The organism is Streptomyces lienomycini, from assembly GCF_027947595.1.
In the GTDB taxonomy this organism is placed as follows: Bacteria; Actinomycetota; Actinomycetes; order Streptomycetales; family Streptomycetaceae; genus Streptomyces; species Streptomyces lienomycini.
Genome location: NZ_CP116257.1, coordinates 4,658,668 through 4,676,399 on the forward strand (window position 1 = coordinate 4,658,668; position 17,732 = coordinate 4,676,399).

Sequence of the window (17,732 nt, forward strand, 5' to 3'; positions counted from 1 at the left end):
CCTCCTGTGCGGGCGTGGTGGTGCGGGTGGGGCGCGGGTCACTCCCCGGCGTACGCCTGTTCCAGCGCGGCGATGTCGAGCTTGCGCATCGACATCATGGCCTTGTTGGCGCGCGCCACCTTCGCGGGATCCGGGTCGCGGAACATCTCCTCCAGCCTCCTCGGGACGACCTGCCAGGACACGCCGAACCTGTCCTTGAGCCAGCCGCAGGGGCCGTGCTCGCCGCCGCCCTCGGTGAGCCTCGACCAGTAGTGGTCGACCTCCTCCTGGTCCTCGCAGCCGATCTGGAAGGAGATCGCCTCGTTGAACCTGAACTGCGGGCCGCCGTTGAGGCCCACGAACTTCTGGCCGTTGGCCGTGAACTCGACGGTGAGCACGCTGCCCGCGGGCTGGTACGACCCCTCCGGGTAGCGGGTGACGGCGCCGACGCCGGAGTTCTTGAAGAGGGAGACGTAGAAGTGGGCGGCCTCCTCGGCATCGCCGTCGAACCACAGGCACGTGGTGAATCCGTCGGTGCTCATGACTACCTCCTGGGCGTGCGACACGGTCACCACTGTCGACCGGCGCGGGCCGCGGAACTCATCGCTTCGCCGGTGGCGAATCTGCCGCGGGCAGAGAAATCCCCGGCGGGGGCCGCGGCGGGCCGAGAGTGGAGGAACCGCGGCGCCGACTGCCGCGGACCACTCCCACCACCACTACCACCCCTCACGACGCGCTACGACTCGACAAGGAGTGCCGATGTCTCCACTCATCGCAGGCCGCGCCCCGGCCGCACCGCCCAGGGCCGAGGACGGCGACACCCCCGCGACCCGGTTCGACGACCGGCTCGCCGAGCAGTTGCTCGACCAGCGGATCGTGCTGCTGGGCACCCAGGTCGACGAGGTGTCCGCGAACCGGGTCTGCGCGCAGTTGCTGATCCTGTCCGCGCAGGACCCGCGCACCGACATCAGCCTGTACATCAACAGCCCCGGCGGGTCCGTGCACGCGGGGCTCGCCATCTACGACACCATGCGCCTGGTCCCCAACGACGTCGCGACGCTCGCCATGGGGTTCGCCGCCAGCATGGGGCAGTTCCTGCTGAGTGTCGGCACGGCGGGCAAGCGCTACGCGCTGCCGAACGCGCGGGTCATGATGCACCAGCCGTCGGCGGGCATCGGCGGGACCACGGCCGACATCGAGATCCAGGCGGACAACCTGGAGTTCACCAAGCGGACCATCGAGCGGATCACCGCCGAGCACACCGGTCAGAGCCCGGAGACCATCTCCCGGGACGGCGACCGCGACCGCTGGTTCACGGCCGAGGAGGCCAGGGAGTACGGAATGGTGGACCGGGTCGTGCAGTCCCTCGCGGATGTGCGCCCGGCCGCCGCCAAGCGACGGATGGGGCTGTGAACATGGGGAGCTACACGATTCCGAACGTCGTCGAGCGGACCCCGCAGGGCGAGCGCTCCTACGACGTGTTCAGCCGGCTGCTGTCGGAGCGGATCATCTTCCTGGGGACCGACATCGACGACGGCGTGGCCAACGTCGTGATCGCACAGCTCCTGCATCTGGAGTCGTCGGCCCCGGAGAGCGAGATCGCGATCTACATCAACTCCCCCGGCGGCTCGTTCACCTCGCTGATGGCGATCTACGACACGATGACGTTCGTGCAGGCGCCGATCTCCACGTTCTGTGTAGGGCAGGCGGCGTCCACGGCGGCCGTGCTGCTGGCGGGCGGGGACCCGGGGCGCCGCTTCGTGCTCGAGCACGCGCGGGTGCTGCTGGGGCAGCCGGCCAGTGGCGGGCGGCAGGGCACGGTCTCCGATCTGGCGCTCCAGGCCAAGGAGATGGTGCGGATCCGCTCCCAGGTGGAGGAGGTGCTGGCCCGCCACACGCACCACGACGTCGCGGCACTGCGTGCGGACATGGACCGCGACAAGGTGTTCACCGCCCAGGAGGCGGTGGCGTACGGGCTGGCCGACGAGGTGCTCGTCCGGCGCCTGGCGCGGGTGTGAGCGACCGGGCCGGCGTCCCGCTCCGTGCGGGGTGCCGGCCCGTGCGTGTGCTCAGGCGGCCAGGCACATCCCGTCGAACCGCGCGCCCGACGCGCCCCGGCCCGGTCCCGCGCCGGTGTGCCGGGAGGTGAGGCGGACCAGTTCTCCCTGGGCGCGGGCCAGCAGGTCGCCCAGGCCGAGGCCGAGGGCGCCCGCGGCGGCGGCGAGCACTTCCGAGGATGCCTCCTTGCGACCGCGCTCCACCTCCGACAGGTAGGGCATGGAGATCCGGGCGGCCTCCGCGACCTCCTTCAGGGTGCGCTCCTGCCCGAGGCGTTCACGGCGCAGGACGTCCCCCACCAGGTCGCGCCACAGGGGCTCCCTCGCGGCGGGCGCCCTGCGCCCCGGGGGGACCGGCGGGGCGGCGGGGCGGGCTCCCGGGCGCGCGGCCTGCGGGCGCAGCGGAATGACGCGGGCTTCGTTCGGCACGTGGCTGGTCACCTGCTCAGCCTAGGAGCCGGGGCGCGTCACGGAAGGGTGCGGCGTTCCGCCCTCAGGGAAATCCTCGGGGAGACCGGTCGGGGAGACAGGTCGGGGAGACCGGTCAAGGAGATCCGTCGATGAGATCCGTCGGGCATCCGTCCGTATACCGGAAACCGCCGCGCCGGTCGCGGGTGCCGGGCCCCGCCCGCGGGACTACGCTGGCGAGTGACGCAACGCCCCGCGAGGACGCCGCGGCACACGTCGCGCCACGCGTGACAACGGGTGGCATGCCCCGTCGCGGCCCGGGTACCCGCAAGCGGGAAGAGTCCAGGGAGACGTCCAACCGTGACTTTCGTGGGAGAGGCAATGGAGACCGCCGTGGTCCGGCCGGAAGCGCAGGTCGTCGAGAAGACCGCCGGGGGCGGGGCGGGCGGGCAAGCACCGCGGGACGTCGTGGACCCCCGCACCGTGGCGCCGCGTGACGCGCGGCAGCTGTCCCGCCAGTTCTTCCGGCGTCTGACGGAACTCGAAGAGGGCACGCCCGAGTACCAGTACGCGCGCAACACCCTGATCGAGATGAACATGTCGCTCGTGCGGTTCGCCGCCGGCCGCTTCCGGGGCCGCGGGAACGACATGGAGGACATCGTGCAGACCGGCATGATCGGTCTCATCAAGGCCATCGACCGGTTCGAGCTGTCCCGCGAGGTCGAGTTCACCTCCTTCGCGCTGCCGTACATCGTCGGGGAGATCAAGCGCTTCTTCCGGGACACGACCTGGGCGGTGCACGTGCCGAGGCGGCTCCAGGAGCTGCGGGTGGAACTGGCCAGGGCACGCGAGGAGCTCTCCTCCCGCCTGGACCGCGAGCCCACCGTCGCCGAACTCGCGACGCTGATGAACATCGGCGAGCGCGAGGTGGTCGAGGGGCAGATCGCGTCCAACGGCTACCACTCCTCGTCGTTGGACGCCGCGCTGACCGGCGACGGCCCCGAGCACGGGGAGTCGGTCCTGGCGGACTTCATCGGCGTGGAGGAGGACGGGCTGCGACTCGTCGAGGACTTCCACTCGCTGGCTCCGCTGATGGCCGAGCTGAGCGACCGCGACCGCGAGATCATCCATCTGCGGTTCGTGGAGGAGGCCACTCAGGCGGAGATCGGCGAACGGCTCGGCTGCTCGCAGATGCACGTGTCCCGACTGATCAAGCGGATCATCACCCGGCTGCGCGAGGGCATGCTGGGGGAACTCGGCTGCGCCTGAGCCCGGCCGCGACGACGACGGTGCCCTTCGCCCCTCGGTTCACGCCGCGGTGAGGGGCACCACGGCACGTACCCGTTTGCCGACCGGGACGCGTTCGACGACGACGGTCTCCACCAGGGCGTGGACGATCTCCAGCCCGTGCCGGCCGATCCGCTCGGGGTCCCGGGGGTAGCGCTCGGGCACGGCGCCGCTGCTGTCGTAGACGGTCACCGCCACCGAGGTGCCGGTGCCCTCCAGCTCCAGGATGTACGGCCCCCTGCTGTGTCGGTCCGCGTTGGTGACCAGCTCGCTCACCACCAGCAGGACCGCGCCGTCCGCGCGGGGGCCGATCGTGGCGCACCACTCGGTCCTCAGCTGGTCGAGGAAGAGCGAGGCGAAGGAACGCGCCTGCGCTATGCATCCCGGCTCGCCGGAGTAGTGTGCCGCCCGCCTCAGCGGTTCAACGGGAACGTCGAAACCAGTCGGTATCACTGCCCCGTCCAGGTACTCGGTCATGCGTTTCTCTCTCGGAAGCCGGACTGGCCGGACGCTGCTGCACCTGTCCTCGTACCCCGAGCCGCGCGTCGCAGTCCCCGTCTCTTCGCAGTGCGGGCATCGTCACAGTGGTGCGGGGAACCCGTAGTGCGAGAAGGGTGTGCGATCGGGCGAGGCGGAGGGTGTGCGATGGACGAACTGATGGCCGCACGAAGCCTCACCACCCGGCCGGTGGTCACCCTCCGCGGCGACGCCGTCGCCCATGTCAAGGACACCGTATGCGACGCCGCCGCGGGCCGAATCACCGGTTTCACGCTGACCGGGCGGGGCCTGCTGTCCGGCCCCCTGAAGGAGGGCCTGCCCTGGTCGGGTGTGTACGCGCTGGGCCACGACGCCGTGATGATCCGCGACGGGCGGGGCCTGGTGAGCGCGGCGGCGATGACGGCGCACCAGCAGAACCTGCGGGCCCGGGTGCTCGGCGCGCGGGTGCTGACCGAGGCGGGCGCCGAGGTCGGCACGGTGCTCGACGTCGTGGTGGAGGGCGGCACCGGTGGGCGGATCATGGGCTTCCGGGTGGCGGCGAGCCGGCGGTTCGTACCGGGAGCTTCCCGGCACCGGCGGCGGGTGTACGTGCCGCGCGGCGAGACGCTCACGGTCAACGGCCGCGACCTCGTCCTGCCCGAGGACGCCGTACGGCACGTCGCGGACGACCTGCCGGGCCTCACCGCCCTGGTCGGCGGCGGCGTGCCCGGCCACCGGACGGGGCCACTGCCGTGATGCTGTTCACCGAGGTGCGCGGGCTGCCGGTGCTGCCGCGGTCCGGGGGCGGTCCGCTCGGCGCCGTGACGTCGCTGACCGTCGACGCCGCGTCCGCCACCGTGAGCCATGTCCGCTTCCGGCACGGGCGCCTCGGCGGGGAGACGGTGCTGGCCTGGGACGCGGTGCACTCCGTCGGGCCCGGCGCGGTCCGGGTCGGTTCCGCCGACGCCCCCGGGACGGTGCCGCCCCACCACGACCTGCTGGGCCACCGGATCCTCACCGACACGGGCAACGGGCACGGCACCGTGCTGGACGTCGCGTTCGACCCGCGCACCGCCAGGATCCTCGCGGTCTTCACCACCCGCGGTGAAGTGCCGCCCGACCGCCTGCTGGGGCTCGGCGACTACGCCCTGGTGATCGGCGCGCACTGAGTCCGCGGCGCGGGGCGGCTCGGGGCGACGCGGACGGACGTGTCGGCGGGCGGGTCCGGCGGGGGCTGCATAGCGTGGCAGCGTGAGTGCGCGAACCCCCTCCGCGGCCGCCGGGCCCCCCGGACGTCCGGGTTCCCCGGGCCGGACGCCCGCCGGTCCCGGCTGGGCGCAGGCACTGGGGACGGTGCTGGCCGGGCTGGTCGCCATGGGGGCCGCGGCCGCGCTCGGGCTGTGGGCGGCCGGTGCCGCGGACCTGCCCGACAACGCCTTCCCGCGGGTCGTCGTGGCGACCCTCGTCACCGCCGTGGGCGGCGCGCTGGAGATGTCCGGCGACGCGGGCGACCTGGCGGCCACCGACGCGGGGCTGACCGTGATGCCGCTGTCCGTCACCCTGACCGGCGCCCTGATGATCGCCCGGGGCTTCCTGCGACCGCTGCGCCACCGCGCCGAGGTCGGGGCGGCGGAGCTGGCCGGCTGGGCCGGGCGGATCGCCGTCCTGTGGCTGCTCGCGCTGCTGGGGATGTCGTTCGCGGCACGGCAGACGTTCGAGGTGTCGCTCGGCGAGGGCCTGCTGAACGACCTCGGCGACCTGTTCGGCGTCGCCCCGAGGGTCGGCTTCACCACGGACGTGCCGCTGACCGTCCTCTTCGGCCTGCTCTGGCTGGCGGGGGTGCTCGTCCTCGCCCTGCTGGCCTCGCCCGCGGCTCCGCTGCCCGGCCGGCTGCGGGGTCTGCGGACGTCGGTGCGTCCGGCCGCGTACTCGATGGTCGCGCTGCTGCTGGCGTACGTGGTGATCGGCGTCGTCGTCGCCCTGGTGGTCGCCGGGACGCGGGGGCATCCGGCGGACACCTTCCCCGTGCTGCTCCTGGGTCTGCCGAACCTGGCGTGGCCCGCGCTCACGATCGGCCTGGGGGCGACCTGGAACGGGCGCGTGGAGGGGCCCTTCGGGCTCCCGATGCCGCAGGTGCTCGACAAGGTGCTGCGCACGCCGGACGTCTCGACCGTGAACGTGGGCACGCTCGCCGAGCGCGACGGGCGGATGTGGTGGCTCCTGGTCGCCGCGGCGGTCCTCGTCCTGGCGGCCGGATTCCTCGTGGCATCCCGGTCCCCCGTCCGGTCGCCGGCCTGGCTGTGCGCGGTGCGCCTGGCCGTGGCGCTGGCGCTGACGGTCCTCGTGATCTCTCTCGTCGGCCGGATCCGCGCGCACTACGGGCTGTCGGTGCTCGGCATCGGCGATCTGGGCGGCGGGCTGGCCGGGCAGTTGTTCCTGCGACCGCGGTGGTGGGGTGCGGTGGGCCTCGCGCTGCTGTGGGGGCTGGTCGCCGGGTTCCTGGGTGCGCTGCTCGCCCGGTGGGTGGGCGGACGGGCCGGCCGGGCCGGTTCGTAGGTGCGGTCGCGGTGCGCCGCGGGCGGTCAGGCGACGGGGACGACCAGGGGCGGGGAGGCCCGCTGCATGCGCAGCGCGTCGACGGACTCGGCCATCAGCTCGTACTCGGTGGTCTCGTCGCTGGTCGCGATGCGCACCAGATGTCCGGCGGCCAACTCGTCGGCGACCAGCTCCTGTCGCATGTCGTCGGTGCACCAGGTGCGCAGCATGCGCGGCACGTCGGGCGCGTCGTCGGCGACGGGAGTCAGGGCGCCGCGCGGTAAGTGGGGGGTGTCGGGCTGCGGATCGAGCCGCTCGGCGATCCAGAACGCCCGGTCGCGCAGCCACCACAGGGCCAGGGCGAGGGTGGGGGCCCGGTAGGTCCCCAGGGGGACACCGATGCGCCGTCCGTCGCAGACGCCGTAGGCGGTGACATGGCACAGGAACTCGTCGTGCACTGCTACCCTCCCCCGTCACCCAGCCCGCCTGCCGGTCGGGCAGGGCGTCCGTGCGGCTCGTGTGCTGTGCGTGAGGGCGCTGTCGCGTGGTGTGAGAGGCCCTAGAGGTGAGTATGTTCACTACTGAACCACTGTCACCATGAATTTCCGGCCAGTCTCCTGGCATATTCCTCGCGTTTGATGGCCGAAAACGTCGTGCCGTGCCTCGCCGGTTCGGCCTGCCGTAGGACGGCTGGCTCCGGAGGCCCGTGGCGCGGCGGCATGACCCCGGGGGTAATCGACCGGGCGGACGGGCGCGGGCATGGTTGCGGTACCGGGTCGCCGAGACCGGGATCCGGTCCCTGACCAGCGCACACCACCTCGACGGAGGCTGATCGCCATGTCCGCACCCACGCGTCGCTACGAGGACGCCGTCGCCCGCTACTTCGAGGCCTGGAACGCCGGGCCGGACGCGCGGGCCAAGGCGGTCGCCGCGGCCTGGACCAATGACGGCGGCTACACCGACCCGCTGGCCGACGTCCGGGGCCACGAGCAGATCGCGGCCGTGATCACGGCGGCCCACGAGCAGTTCCCCGGTTTCGTCTTCCGGCTGTCCGGCGCCGTGGACGGGCATCACGACACGGCGCGCTTCTCCTGGGAACTGGTGAGCGAGGCCGGAGGTGCCGCCGCTGGGGAGGCTTCGGCGCCGGTGGCCGGATTCGACGTGATCACCCTGGACGGAGAGGACCGCATCCGGGACGTCCACGGCTTCCTCGACCGGGTTCCCGAGGGGGTGTGAGAGCGGGGGACACGCGGGCGGGGGACGTTCTGGCCGTCGGCGTTCTGCCCGTCGGCGTTCTAGCCGTTGACGATCTCGTCGATACGGGCCAGTTCGTCGGCGTCGAAGTCGAGGTTGCCGATGGCCGCGACGCTGTCCTCCAGTTGCCGGGGGCTGCTCGCGCCCACCAGGGCGGAGGTCACGCGGCCTTCGCGCAGTACCCAGGCCAGGGCCGTCTGGGCCAGTGACTGGCCGCGGGACTCGGCGATCCCGTTCAGGGCGCGCAGCTTGCCGACCAGTTCCTCGGTGACCGCGTCGGAGTTCAGGAACGGGCTGTCGCTCGCGGCCCGGGAGTCCTCCGGGATGCCGTTCAGGTAGCGGCCGGTCAGCAGGCCCTGCTCCAGCGGGGAGTAGGCGATGGAGCCGACCCGCAGCTCGTCGAGGGTGTCCAGCAGGCCGCTCGTCTCGGGGCGGCGGTCGAGCATGGAGTAGCGCGGCTGGTGGATCAGCAGCGGGGTGCCCAGTCCGGCGAGGATGCGGGCGGCCTCGCGGGTCTGCTCCGGCGAGTAGTTGGAGACGCCGACGTAGAGCGCCTTGCCCTGCTGCACCGCCGTGTGCAGGGCGCCCATCGTCTCCTCCAGCGGAGTCTCCGGGTCGGGGCGGTGCGAGTAGAAGATGTCGACGTAGTCCAGACCCATCCGGTCCAGGCTCTGGTCGAGTGAGGACAGCAGGTACTTGCGCGAGCCCCACTCGCCGTACGGACCCGGCCACATCAGGTAGCCGGCCTTGGTGGAGATCACCAGCTCGTCACGGTACGGCGCGAAGTCGGCCTTCAGGGCCTCGCCGAGCGCGGACTCCGCGGAGCCGGGGGGCGGTCCGTAGTTGTTGGCGAGGTCGAAGTGGGTGACGCCGAGGTCGAAGGCGCGGCGCAGGATGGCGCGCTGGGTCTCGACCGGGCGGTCCGGGCCGAAGTTGTGCCACAGACCGAGCGAGAGCGCGGGGAGCTTGAGCCCGCTGCGTCCGGTGCGCCGGTAGGGCATCTCCGCGTAGCGGTCGGGGTGTGCGGTGTACAACGCGACTCCAGAGGGGTTGGCCCCCGAGGTGCGGGGCTTGGGTGGAACCGTCCTCCACTCTGGCGTGACCTGCGGGCAGTGGTCCAACAGAAGAATCCGATGGGATTGCGCGGTTACGCTTCTGAGTCATGGAACTGCGTCATCTCCAGCATTTCGTGGCGGTCGCCGAGGACCAGCACTTCACCCGGGCGGCGGAACGGCTGCTGGTGTCCCAGTCCGGTCTGTCCGCGTCGATCCGGGCGCTGGAGCGGGAGCTGCGGGCGCCGCTGTTCGTGCGTACGACCCGTCGGGTGACGCTGACGGAGGCCGGGCGCGCGCTGCTGGAGGAGGCGCGGCGGATCCTGGCCCAGGTGCGGTCGGCGCACGAGGCGGTCGCCGCGGTGCAGGGGGTGCTGCGCGGGACGCTGTCGCTGGGTGCCGAGCAGTGCATCGCCGGGGTGCCGGTGGCCGGGCTGCTGGCCGGGTTCAGGCGGCGTCACCCGGACGTGGAGATCCGGCTGCGGCAGGCGGGCTCCGGTCAGCTGGCGGAGGAGGTCGCGGCGGGCCGGCTCGACCTGGCCTTCGCCTACCGCACCCAGGCGGACACGGAGCAGTTGCGTTCGGTCTCGCTGGCGGGCGAGCCGATGACGGTGCTGTGCCACCCCGGTCACCGGCTCGCGGCCGACGGCGCGGTGCTCACCCCGCACGACCTGGCCGACGAGGTCTTCGTCGACTTCCACCCGGACTGGGGCCCGCGCCGCGTCACCGACGCCGTGTTCGCCGCGGCGGGCGTGCGGCGCACCGTGCCGCTGGAGGTGAACGACGTGCACGGGCTGCTCGACCTGATCGACGAGAACCTCGGCATCGCGGTCGTGCCGCGCCACTTCCGCCACAAGCGCGCCGCGCTGACCTCGCTGCCCCTCAAGGACGCGGACGGGACGGAGTACGAGACCATCGCGCTGCTGCCGCCCGCGCAGGCGACCAGTCCGGCGGCGCGGGCGCTGATGGGGCTGCTGGAGACGGGCAGCGCGGGTCCGGGAAGCGCGGGAACGGGGCGCGCGTGAGGGCGGACTGCGCGATGGTGGACGTATGCATGCGAAGGACATCCTCATCGAGGGCTACGGCCGCATCCAGGAAGAAGTCCACGCCGCCGTCGAGGGCCTGGACCCCGACGGCCTGAACGCCCGCCCCGCCGCCGACGCGAACTCCGTCGCCTGGCTGGTCTGGCACCTCACCCGCGTCCAGGACGACCACGTCGCCGACGCCTTCGGCCTCGACCAGGTGTGGTTCACCGGGGGGTGGGAGAAGCGCTTCGGCCTGGGCCTGCCGCGCGGCGACACCGGGTACGGCCACAGTTCCGCGAAGGTCGCCAAGGTGCGGGTCGACTCCCCCGACCTGCTGACGGGCTACTACGACGCCGTGCACGAGCAGACGCTCACGGCCCTGCGCTCGTTGGCCGCCAAGGACCTGGAGCGGATCGTGGACGACAACTGGGATCCGCCGGTCACCCTCGGCGCGCGCCTGGTCAGCGTCCTGTCCGACGATCTCCAGCACGTCGGACAGGCCGCCTATGCGCGCGGGCTGGTTCAGAGCGCGGACGCGTAACCCGGCAGGACCACGTCCTGGATCAGGGCGTTGCGCTCGTCGAAGGGGACGAAGGCGCTCTTCAGGGCGTTGACGGTGACCGTGCGCAGGTCCTCGATCCCCCAGCCCGCCTGCTCGACCAGCAGGGACATCTCGCGCGTCATCGTCGTGCCCGAGACGAGGCGGTTGTCGGTGTTGAGGGTGACGCGGAAGCCGAGGTCCTTCAGCGCGGTGATCGGGTGCTCGGCGATCGAGGTCGCGGCGCCGGTCTGGAGGTTGGAGGTCGGGCACATCTCCAGGGCGATCCGGCGGTCGCGCACCCAGGCGGCGAGCCGGCCCAGCTTGCCGGAGGCGAGGTCGGGGATGTCGTCGGTGATGCGCACGCCGTGGCCGATGCGCTGGGCGCCGCACACCTGGAGGGCCTGGTGGATGCTGGGCAGCCCGTGCGCCTCGCCGGCGTGGATGGTGAAGGGCACGTTCTCGCGGCGCAGGTGCTCGAAGGCGTCGAGGTGGTCGGCGGGCGGGAAGCCGTCCTCGGCGCCGGCGATGTCGAAGCCGACGACACCGGCGTCCCGGAAGGCGACCGCGAGGTCGGCGGCCTCGCGGACCCGGTCGAACATCCGCATGCCGCAGAGCAGGGTGCCGACCCGGACGGGAGTCCCGTCGGCGGCCGCCTTGGCCATGCCGGCGGCGAGGCCCTCCTGGACGGTCTCCACGACCTCCCTCATCGACAGCCCGCCCCTGGTGTTCAGCTCGGGGGCGTAGCGGACCTCGCCGTAGACGACTCCGTCGGCGGCGAGGTCGAGGACGTACTCCTCGGCGGTGCGCAGCAGCCCCTCGCGGTTCTGCATCACGGCGAGGGTGTGCTCGAAGGTGGCGATGTAGCGCACCAGGTCACCGGAGTTGGCGGCCTCGTAGTACCAGGCGGCCAGTTCGTCGGGGTCGGTGGTGGGCAGGGTGTGGCCGGCGGACGCGGCCAGTTCCACGACGGTGGCGGGACGCAGGCCGCCGTCGAGGTGGTCGTGCAGCACCGCCTTGGGGAGGCGGCGGAGGGTCTCGGTGTCTATGCGCGTAGATGACATGTGCGGCGGTTCCTCGGCAGATCGGTGCGGGAGAGCGGGGACGGGTCCGCGAAGCGGGGTACGGGCGGGACGGATGTACGGGCGGGACGCGGATCAGGGGGCGGCGGGCTGGAGCAGGTCCCAGCGGTTGCCGTACAGGTCCTGGAAGACGGCGACCGAGCCGTAGGGCTCGTGCCGGGGCTCCTCCAGGAAGGTCACGCCCGCGGCGGTCATGCGGGCGTGGTCGCGGGCGAAGTCGGCGGTGTGGAGGAAGAAGCCGACGCGCCCGCCCGTCTGGTCGCCGATCCGGGCACGCTGGGCCTCGCCCTTGGCGCGGGCCAGCAGCAGGGCGGTGCCCGGGCCCGGGCCACCGGGCTCGACGACGACCCAGCGGGAGCCGTCGGGCCGGGGCGTGTCCTCGGCGAGGCGGAAGCCGAGGGCCTCGGTGTAGAAGCGGATCGCCTCGTCGTAGTCGTCGACGACGAGGGCGACCAGGGCGATGCGTGTCATCGGTACCTTCCGGGCCGGGCGATTGACGGGAGAGGTTATACGTAAAACCCGTCGGACGCCAAGTCCCGGCCGCGCCCCCGCTCCGGAGGGCTCGGCCCTGGAGCGGGGCGCGGGGAGGGGTGCCGAGGGCCCAGGGCGCCGGAACTCCGCGGTGATCGTTTCCGACGTCACCGGCGGAGTCCCACGCACCCGGGGAGCGTCAGCAGTACAGGTTCCCGCCCGGGGAGACGCCGAGGATCTGGCTGAACTGCTGGTACTTGGCGACCCGGCTCTGGACCTGTGCGGGGTTGCGGCCGTCGCACTCCAGGGACCCGTTGATGGAGCGGATGGTCTGGCCGAAGCCGGCGCCGTTGACCATCGCGTTGTGCGGGGTCATGGTGCCGGGCCCGGACTGGGTGTTCCAGTACCACAGGCCGGTCTTCCAGGCCACGGCCGCGTCGTTCTGCACCAGCCAGGGGTTGCCCAGCAGGTCGATGCCGAGCGCGTCGCCCGCGGCCTTGTAGTTGAAGTTCCAGCTGAGCTGGATCGGTCCGCGCCCGTAGTAGGCGGCCTGGCCGGCCGGGCAGCCGTAGGGCTGGTTCCAGTCGCAGTAGTGGGGGTAGTTGGCGGTGTTCTGCTCGACGATGTGGACCAGGCCGCCGGTCTCGTGGCTGACGTTGGCGAGGAAGGCCGCGGCCTCCTGCTTCTTGGTGGTGTCGCTGCCGGTGTTGGCGAAGCCGGGGTAGGCGCTGAGCGCGGCGGTGAGGCCGCTGTAGGTGTAGAAGGAGTTCCGGCCCGGGAACATCTGGTTGAACTGGGCCTCGCTGACGACGAAGCTGCCGACCGGCGTCTGCGAACCGCCGTCACAGGCGTACGGGTCCCAGAACCAGGTGCTGATGAGCGGGTCGTAGCCCGGGTTGGCGTGCTCGGCGATGTAGGCCTTGCCGTCGGTGTAGCGGACGATGTCGCCGGTGTTGTAGTTCGCACCGGCCGACCACGCGGGGTAGCTCGAACAGGTGGCGGCCGACGCCTCGTCGGCGGGCATGAGCAGCGGGACGGCGCCCGCGAGGGCGAGTGCGGTCACCACGGCGGATATACGGCGCCTCGGCACAGGTCTGTCTCCTTCTGCGGAGCACGGCCGCTCCCGTACAAGGGCGGAGCGGAGCGGAACCTTGTGCGCACGTGCCGGTCGGACCGGCCACGGCGTGGGGGCGGCCGTGGAGGGGGGTGTGAGGCACACTCAACCGCGTTGGTATGTACCAGTCAAGGGTGTAGACCAGTCCAACTCGACTCGGCTGCTCAGGGGTTGGGTTCAGACGGCGACCGGCAGCGGCACCGTGTCGCGTCCGGCCGGTACGCGGGCCGGGTGGCGCCACAGCCCCCGTTCGGCGAGGCGCGGCAGGACGCCCTCGCCGAACCAGTAGGCCTCCTCCAGGTGCGGGTAGCCGGAGAGGACGAACTCGTCGACGCCGAGGGCGTGGTACTCGGCGATCCGGTCCGCGACCTCGTCGTGGCCGCCGACCAGGGCGGTGCCCGCGCCGCCGCGCACCAGGCCGATGCCGGCCCACAGGTTGGGGTGGATCTCCAAGGCGTCGCGGGACCCGCCGTGCAGGGCGAGCATGCGCCGCTGTCCCTCGGACTCGCTGCGGGCGAGGCCCTCCTGCACGGCCCGTACGGTGTCCGGGTCGAAGCCGTCGAGCAGCCGGTGCGCCTCGGCCCACGCCTGCTCCGCGGTGTCCCTGGTGATGACGTGCAGCCGGATGCCGAAGCGCAGGGTACGGCCCTCCCGAGCGGCCAGTGTCCGCATCCGGGCGATCTTGCCGGCCACCTGCTCGGGCGGCTCGCCCCAGGTGAGGTACACGTCGACGTGCCGGGCGGCGACCTCGCCGGCGACGGGCGAGGAGCCGCCGAAGTACACCTCGGGCACGGGGTCGGGCACCCGCACCAGCTTCGCGTCCTCCACGTGGAGGTGCTCGCCGCGCAGGTTCACCGTCCGGCCCGTCCACAACTCCCGGACGATGTGCAGGAACTCGCCGGTGCGGCGGTAGCGGGCGTCCTTGTCGAGGAAGTCCCCGTAGGCCCGCTGCTCGCGGCTCTCGCCGCCGGTGACGACGTTGAGCAGGAGCCGTCCGCCGGTCTGCCGCTGGAAGGTGGACGCCATCTGCGCGGCGAGCGTGGGCGAGACGAAGCCGGGGCGGAAGGCGACCAGGAACTTCAGCCGTTCGGTCGCCTGGGACACCATGGCGGTGGTCAGCCACGCGTCCTCGCACCAGGCACCGGTAGGGGTGAGTGCGGCGACGAAGCCGAGGTCCTCGGCGGCGCGGGCGATCTGGCTCAGATAGGCCACGGTCGGCGGCCGGACGCGCCCGGACCCGGTGGCCGGGGCGCCGTGGCCACCGCCGACGACGTCGCGGCTGTCGCCGCTGGTGGGCAGGAACCAGTGGAAGGAGAGGGTCGACACGTGGTCTCCGTTCGGGGACGTGAGCGCGGCGGACGGAACGGCCTGACCGGCGGTCAGGCAGGCAGGCGGGCGCGGCGGTCGAGCGGCGGCGGCCCGGCGGGCGCGGCCAGGCGCCGCACGGGTCTCAGCCCACCGCGGCGCGGGCGGGGACGGACCGGACGAGGGCGGCCGCGCGGGGACCCAGGGCGGCCGAGAACTGGTCGACCACCTGGGCGAGGGCCTCCGCGGCGCCCGGGGCGACGGTGACCGTGCCGTTCTCGTGCGCCGTGATGTCCCGGTCCAGGGTGAACCAGCCCTGGACTATGTGTGCCGCGCCCATGGAGGTCAGCACCGGGCGCAGCGCGTAGTCGATGGCCAGGACATGGGCGGTGGAGCCGCCGGTGGCGAGCGGCAGCACCGTCTTGCCGGTGAGGGCGTACTGCGGGAGGAGGTCGAGGAGGGCCTTCAGGACACCGGAGTAGGACGCCTTGTAGACGGGGGTGCCGACGACGACGCCGTCGGCACGGGCGAACAGCGCGGCGGCCTCGCTGATCGCGGGGTGGCCGAAGTCCGCCCCGAGCAGGGCCTCGGCGGGGACCGTGCGCACGTCGAGCGGGATCACCTCGTGGCCGTGCGCGGTCAACCGGTCGTCGAGGTGGCGCAGCAGGCGGTTGGTGCGGGAGGAGGCGGAGGGGCTGCCGGAGACGGACAGGACGGTGGCCATGGGACCTCGTTTCGGGGAGGCGGGCGCGGCGGAACACCCGGCGGAGTCCCCTCGGGGACCGCAGCGGCCGGGACATGGGACGCACCGGGCCCGAACGGCGCGTGTGGCGGCCGGGTCCGGGTGGTGCGGGGAGTCGCTCGCCGGGCGGCGCCCGGCCGGTGCGGGGCGGGGCAGAGGAGGCGAGGTGGGAGGGAAGCGGCGGATCAGGCCGCGGTGCGACAGGAGGCGCTGGAGACGCGCGCGAGGTCGACGTGGCGTCGCCGCGTGAGGTCCGGTCGCGTTGTCATGACGACGATCCTGGCAGCCGCCGTCGAAGGCGGTCAAGGAGAGCCGGACCGGTCTCGTCTGGCGGACCCGGAATTCACACGGGCGTGACAAGGCGGGATCCCGACCCGCCCACCACTACACATAAGGGCTGAATAAGAGCAGAATGGACTTATGCGGCGCTACCGCACACCGCACCGGAAGCGGTCGGCCCTGCAAGTCGAAGGAGACGACTTATGGCCAACGTCTCGCACCCCCGAGGTGACATCACCAGCCACCCCGACGCCCCGGAAATGCAGGCGCGCTACGCGCGCATGCTCGGTGGTCGGGACGTGGCACTCGTGGACGGGCCGGTGTTCCTGCTCGGCCTCTACTGTGCCGTGTCCCCGTGGATACTCCACTTCACCACCAGCCAGCCCTCACTCGTGGCCCACAACCTGATCGTGGGCATAGCCATCGGTCTGCTGGCCCTCGGATTCACCCGCGCCCCCGAACGCATGTACGGCCTCAGTTGGGCCATGTGCGCGATCGGCGTGTGGATGATCATCTCGCCATGGATCGTCGGTACGAGCCCGGACGCCGGCGTCATCTGGAACAACGCCGTCATCGGCGCCCTGGCTCTGATTCTGGGCATGGTCTGCGCCGGTACGGCGGCGCGGAGCGCCCCACGAAGGCCCTAGAGACACAGGAAGGAAGCGGCACGGGCCGGCCCGCACACGCGGGCCGGCCCGTGCGCCCGCGGGGAGGACCGGCGTGCGGGGCCCGGCGGACTGGACCGGAGCGCAGTGGGCAGACGCACTGCAGCGGGGATCCTGAGCGAAGGGGTGGAGATGGAGATCGACGGCATCATCAGTGCCATCGTCATCGGTATCGTCATCGGCGTACTGGGCCGGCTCGTGGTGCCGGGCCGACAGCGCATCGGCGTCCTGTGGACGATCCTGGTCGGCATCGTGGCCGCGCTCATCGGGTCGTGGATCGCGTCTGCCTTCGACGTGGCCGACACCAACGGCGTCGACTGGGTCGAGTGGCTCATCCAGATCGGCCTGGCCGCGCTCGGTGTGGCCGCGCTGGACCGCTCCCGGTCACGTCCGGGCCGTTGATCCGCCGGTCGCGGCCGGACCGTTGAGGCCATGACCGTCACCTGTCGGCGAGCCACGCCTCGTACCAGGTGACGGTCGCCTCCACGGTGTCCGCCGGGGGCGTGGCGGCCACCGCGAACGACCGCTCGAAGGCGCTGGAGTCCATGATCTGGGGCTCCGTGTGCTGGTAGAACATCTCCTCGTACTCGGCGACGAACCGCTCGTCGAACGGACCGAAGGGGCGAAGCCGCGAGAGCACCACGACGTTCAGCGGGCGGCCCACGCGCTTCTCGATCAGCGTGTGGATCTCGCGGGTGCTGACGGCGGGGGCGGTCGGCAGGTGCCAGACGCGGCCGTCGCCGTCCTCGCGCTCACCGAGTGTCGCGAGTCCCGCGGCCACGTCCCGGATGTCCGTGTAGCTGTGCGGCAGGTCGACGTCGCCGAAGCCGAGGACCTCGCCGCCGGTGAGCGCGCCGGGGAACACGGCCGCGCCCAGGGACGAGTTGAGAACGCCGGGGCCGACGAAGTCCGCGCTGCGGCCGAGGACCACGCGGGCCCGGCCGGACCGGTGGGCGGCGAGGTACCGCTCGTCCAGCTCTGCGCGCATCCGGCCCTTGCGGCTGGTCGCCAGCCAGGGACTGTCCTCGGTCATCACCGCTCCCCCGGTCTCGCCGTACGGGTAGAGCGTGTCGAGCACGACCAGCCGGGCACCGCTCGCCTCGACGGCGGCCAGGACGGCCTCCTGGACGCGGGGCATCACCTCGACCTGGAGGTGGTAGGCGACGTTGACGCAGTGGTACACCACGGCGGCGTCGGCCACGGCCGCACGGGCACCGTCGGCCGTACTCACGTCGGCGGCGAACCGCTCGACGCCCTCGATCGCGGGGCCTTCGCCCCTGCGGTCCACCAACCGGACGGGGTGCCCCCTGCGCACCAGCTCACGAGCGAGCGCGGTGCCCGCGGGGCCGGATCCCAGCACGGTGTGGACGGCGTGCGGCTGCGGGGTGGCGGTGGACATGGCACTCCTCCTGTCTCGCCCCCTCCGCACGAAGTCCACGGAGAAGGAGCTATCGCTATTCGC

General features: G+C 72.4%; 23 protein-coding genes. 11 read left to right on the forward strand and 12 right to left on the reverse strand.

The window, feature by feature from the left end; genetic code table 11:
• Nucleotides 1–38: 38 nt before the first annotated feature.
• Nucleotides 39–521: a VOC family protein gene (locus tag BJ961_RS21095; RefSeq protein ID WP_271414353.1), complete on the reverse strand. Its 483-nt coding sequence runs from the start codon at nucleotides 519–521 to the stop codon at nucleotides 39–41.
• Nucleotides 522–738: 217 nt separating this feature from the next.
• On the opposite strand from BJ961_RS21095, the gene BJ961_RS21100 reads away from it, so the two are divergent.
• Entirely contained in the window at nucleotides 739–1,392 is a 654-nt protein-coding gene (locus BJ961_RS21100) for an ATP-dependent Clp protease proteolytic subunit (protein ID WP_271414354.1), read from the forward strand.
• 2 nt (nucleotides 1,393–1,394) lie between these two features.
• Nucleotides 1,395–1,997, forward strand: a complete 603-nt coding sequence (locus BJ961_RS21105; protein WP_271414355.1) for a ClpP family protease — start codon at nucleotides 1,395–1,397, stop codon at nucleotides 1,995–1,997.
• Nucleotides 1,998–2,048: 51 nt separating this feature from the next.
• On the opposite strand, the gene BJ961_RS21110 is transcribed toward BJ961_RS21105, so the two are convergent.
• Nucleotides 2,049–2,477, reverse strand: a complete 429-nt coding sequence (locus tag BJ961_RS21110; RefSeq protein ID WP_271414356.1) for a helix-turn-helix domain-containing protein — start codon at nucleotides 2,475–2,477, stop codon at nucleotides 2,049–2,051.
• A 348-nt stretch (nucleotides 2,478–2,825) separates the two neighbouring features.
• Here BJ961_RS21110 and BJ961_RS21115 point away from each other — a divergent pair, with 348 nt between their 5' ends.
• Nucleotides 2,826–3,713, forward strand: coding sequence for an RNA polymerase sigma factor SigF (locus BJ961_RS21115; protein ID WP_271417121.1), 888 nt, complete (start codon nucleotides 2,826–2,828; stop codon nucleotides 3,711–3,713).
• A 39-nt stretch (nucleotides 3,714–3,752) separates the two neighbouring features.
• Here the strand turns inward: BJ961_RS21115 and BJ961_RS21120 are convergent, their stop codons facing one another.
• Complete coding sequence (locus BJ961_RS21120; RefSeq protein WP_271414357.1) at nucleotides 3,753–4,208, reverse strand: ATP-binding protein; 456 nt, start codon at nucleotides 4,206–4,208, stop codon at nucleotides 3,753–3,755.
• Nucleotides 4,209–4,376: 168 nt separating this feature from the next.
• On the opposite strand from BJ961_RS21120, the gene BJ961_RS21125 reads away from it, so the two are divergent.
• From BJ961_RS21125 to BJ961_RS21135, 3 genes are all read left to right on the forward strand, one after another.
• On the forward strand, nucleotides 4,377–4,964 hold the full coding sequence (locus tag BJ961_RS21125) for a PRC-barrel domain-containing protein (RefSeq protein ID WP_271414358.1): 588 nt from the start codon (nucleotides 4,377–4,379) through the stop codon (nucleotides 4,962–4,964).
• Nucleotides 4,961–5,377: a hypothetical protein gene (locus tag BJ961_RS21130; protein WP_271414359.1), complete on the forward strand. Its 417-nt coding sequence runs from the start codon at nucleotides 4,961–4,963 to the stop codon at nucleotides 5,375–5,377. Before BJ961_RS21125 ends, BJ961_RS21130 begins: the two co-directional genes overlap by 4 nt.
• An 82-nt stretch (nucleotides 5,378–5,459) precedes the next feature.
• Entirely contained in the window at nucleotides 5,460–6,764 is a 1,305-nt protein-coding gene (locus BJ961_RS21135) for a streptophobe family protein (protein ID WP_381160666.1), read from the forward strand.
• A gap of 26 nt (nucleotides 6,765–6,790) precedes the next feature.
• Here BJ961_RS21135 and BJ961_RS21140 read toward each other — a convergent pair whose 3' ends face one another.
• The gene (locus tag BJ961_RS21140) at nucleotides 6,791–7,201 is read right to left on the reverse strand and encodes a hypothetical protein (RefSeq protein ID WP_271414360.1); all 411 of its coding nucleotides are present in this window, start codon (nucleotides 7,199–7,201) and stop codon (nucleotides 6,791–6,793) included.
• A gap of 379 nt (nucleotides 7,202–7,580) precedes the next feature.
• On the opposite strand from BJ961_RS21140, the gene BJ961_RS21145 reads away from it, so the two are divergent.
• Nucleotides 7,581–7,979: a nuclear transport factor 2 family protein gene (locus BJ961_RS21145; RefSeq protein WP_271414361.1), complete on the forward strand. Its 399-nt coding sequence runs from the start codon at nucleotides 7,581–7,583 to the stop codon at nucleotides 7,977–7,979.
• Nucleotides 7,980–8,038: 59 nt separating this feature from the next.
• Here BJ961_RS21145 and mgrA read toward each other — a convergent pair whose 3' ends face one another.
• Nucleotides 8,039–9,031 (reverse strand): L-glyceraldehyde 3-phosphate reductase, encoded by a 993-nt coding sequence (gene mgrA, locus BJ961_RS21150; RefSeq protein ID WP_271414362.1) that lies wholly within the window; start codon nucleotides 9,029–9,031, stop codon nucleotides 8,039–8,041.
• A gap of 128 nt (nucleotides 9,032–9,159) precedes the next feature.
• Between mgrA and BJ961_RS21155 the strand changes: the two genes are divergently transcribed.
• Together BJ961_RS21155 and BJ961_RS21160 are read left to right on the forward strand one after the other, a co-directional pair.
• Nucleotides 9,160–10,074 carry a LysR family transcriptional regulator gene (locus BJ961_RS21155; RefSeq protein ID WP_271414363.1) on the forward strand — a complete coding sequence of 305 codons (915 nt, stop codon included), beginning with the start codon at nucleotides 9,160–9,162 and terminating at the stop codon, nucleotides 10,072–10,074.
• Between the two features lie 25 nt (nucleotides 10,075–10,099).
• The gene (locus BJ961_RS21160) at nucleotides 10,100–10,615 is read left to right on the forward strand and encodes a mycothiol transferase (protein ID WP_271414364.1); all 516 of its coding nucleotides are present in this window, start codon (nucleotides 10,100–10,102) and stop codon (nucleotides 10,613–10,615) included.
• Here BJ961_RS21160 and BJ961_RS21165 read toward each other — a convergent pair.
• The 6 genes from BJ961_RS21165 to BJ961_RS36195 form a co-directional block, all read right to left on the reverse strand.
• On the reverse strand, nucleotides 10,597–11,676 hold the full coding sequence (locus tag BJ961_RS21165) for an adenosine deaminase (protein ID WP_271414365.1): 1,080 nt from the start codon (nucleotides 11,674–11,676) through the stop codon (nucleotides 10,597–10,599). The genes BJ961_RS21160 and BJ961_RS21165 overlap by 19 nt on opposite strands.
• Before the next feature lie 93 nt (nucleotides 11,677–11,769).
• Nucleotides 11,770–12,165, reverse strand: coding sequence for a VOC family protein (locus BJ961_RS21170; protein ID WP_271414366.1), 396 nt, complete (start codon nucleotides 12,163–12,165; stop codon nucleotides 11,770–11,772).
• A gap of 199 nt (nucleotides 12,166–12,364) precedes the next feature.
• A complete protein-coding gene (locus BJ961_RS21175) occupies nucleotides 12,365–13,255 on the reverse strand; it encodes a glycoside hydrolase family 19 protein (RefSeq protein WP_271414367.1) in 891 nt (296 codons plus the stop codon).
• A 201-nt stretch (nucleotides 13,256–13,456) separates the two neighbouring features.
• Nucleotides 13,457–14,605: an LLM class flavin-dependent oxidoreductase gene (locus tag BJ961_RS21180; RefSeq protein WP_271414368.1), complete on the reverse strand. Its 1,149-nt coding sequence runs from the start codon at nucleotides 14,603–14,605 to the stop codon at nucleotides 13,457–13,459.
• A gap of 124 nt (nucleotides 14,606–14,729) precedes the next feature.
• Nucleotides 14,730–15,308: an NADPH-dependent FMN reductase gene (gene ssuE / locus BJ961_RS21185; RefSeq protein WP_271414369.1), complete on the reverse strand. Its 579-nt coding sequence runs from the start codon at nucleotides 15,306–15,308 to the stop codon at nucleotides 14,730–14,732.
• A 203-nt stretch (nucleotides 15,309–15,511) separates the two neighbouring features.
• Nucleotides 15,512–15,595 carry a putative leader peptide gene (locus BJ961_RS36195; RefSeq protein ID WP_350891961.1) on the reverse strand — a complete coding sequence of 28 codons (84 nt, stop codon included), beginning with the start codon at nucleotides 15,593–15,595 and terminating at the stop codon, nucleotides 15,512–15,514.
• A 213-nt stretch (nucleotides 15,596–15,808) separates the two neighbouring features.
• Between BJ961_RS36195 and BJ961_RS21190 the strand changes: the two genes are divergently transcribed.
• A complete protein-coding gene (locus BJ961_RS21190) occupies nucleotides 15,809–16,252 on the forward strand; it encodes an SPW repeat protein (protein WP_271414370.1) in 444 nt (147 codons plus the stop codon).
• Between the two features lie 150 nt (nucleotides 16,253–16,402).
• Nucleotides 16,403–16,672: a GlsB/YeaQ/YmgE family stress response membrane protein gene (locus tag BJ961_RS21195; protein WP_271414371.1), complete on the forward strand. Its 270-nt coding sequence runs from the start codon at nucleotides 16,403–16,405 to the stop codon at nucleotides 16,670–16,672.
• A gap of 37 nt (nucleotides 16,673–16,709) precedes the next feature.
• Here the strand turns inward: BJ961_RS21195 and BJ961_RS21200 are convergent, their stop codons facing one another.
• A complete protein-coding gene (locus tag BJ961_RS21200) occupies nucleotides 16,710–17,669 on the reverse strand; it encodes an NAD-dependent epimerase/dehydratase family protein (protein ID WP_271414372.1) in 960 nt (319 codons plus the stop codon).
• Nucleotides 17,670–17,732 lie beyond the last annotated feature (63 nt).

Bases quoted from the DNA above. Each gene is read 5' to 3' on its own strand.
- BJ961_RS21095 (WP_271414353.1), bottom strand. From the start codon at position 521: ATGAGCACCGACGGATTCACCACGTGCCTGTGGTTCGACGGCGATGCC.
- BJ961_RS21170 (WP_271414366.1), bottom strand. From the start codon at position 12,165: ATGACACGCATCGCCCTGGTCGCCCTCGTCGTCGACGACTACGACGAG.
- BJ961_RS21100 (WP_271414354.1), top strand. From the start codon at position 739: ATGTCTCCACTCATCGCAGGCCGCGCCCCGGCCGCACCGCCCAGGGCC.
- BJ961_RS21165 (WP_271414365.1), bottom strand. From the start codon at position 11,676: ATGTCATCTACGCGCATAGACACCGAGACCCTCCGCCGCCTCCCCAAG.
- BJ961_RS36195 (WP_350891961.1), bottom strand. From the start codon at position 15,595: ATGACAACGCGACCGGACCTCACGCGGCGACGCCACGTCGACCTCGCG.
- ssuE (WP_271414369.1), bottom strand. From the start codon at position 15,308: ATGGCCACCGTCCTGTCCGTCTCCGGCAGCCCCTCCGCCTCCTCCCGC.
- BJ961_RS21125 (WP_271414358.1), top strand. From the start codon at position 4,377: ATGGACGAACTGATGGCCGCACGAAGCCTCACCACCCGGCCGGTGGTC.
- BJ961_RS21195 (WP_271414371.1), top strand. From the start codon at position 16,403: ATGGAGATCGACGGCATCATCAGTGCCATCGTCATCGGTATCGTCATC.
- BJ961_RS21190 (WP_271414370.1), top strand. From the start codon at position 15,809: ATGGCCAACGTCTCGCACCCCCGAGGTGACATCACCAGCCACCCCGAC.
- BJ961_RS21105 (WP_271414355.1), top strand. From the start codon at position 1,395: ATGGGGAGCTACACGATTCCGAACGTCGTCGAGCGGACCCCGCAGGGC.
- BJ961_RS21145 (WP_271414361.1), top strand. From the start codon at position 7,581: ATGTCCGCACCCACGCGTCGCTACGAGGACGCCGTCGCCCGCTACTTC.
- BJ961_RS21115 (WP_271417121.1), top strand. From the start codon at position 2,826: ATGGAGACCGCCGTGGTCCGGCCGGAAGCGCAGGTCGTCGAGAAGACC.
- BJ961_RS21120 (WP_271414357.1), bottom strand. From the start codon at position 4,208: ATGACCGAGTACCTGGACGGGGCAGTGATACCGACTGGTTTCGACGTT.
- BJ961_RS21200 (WP_271414372.1), bottom strand. From the start codon at position 17,669: ATGTCCACCGCCACCCCGCAGCCGCACGCCGTCCACACCGTGCTGGGA.
- BJ961_RS21155 (WP_271414363.1), top strand. From the start codon at position 9,160: ATGGAACTGCGTCATCTCCAGCATTTCGTGGCGGTCGCCGAGGACCAG.
- BJ961_RS21160 (WP_271414364.1), top strand. From the start codon at position 10,100: ATGCATGCGAAGGACATCCTCATCGAGGGCTACGGCCGCATCCAGGAA.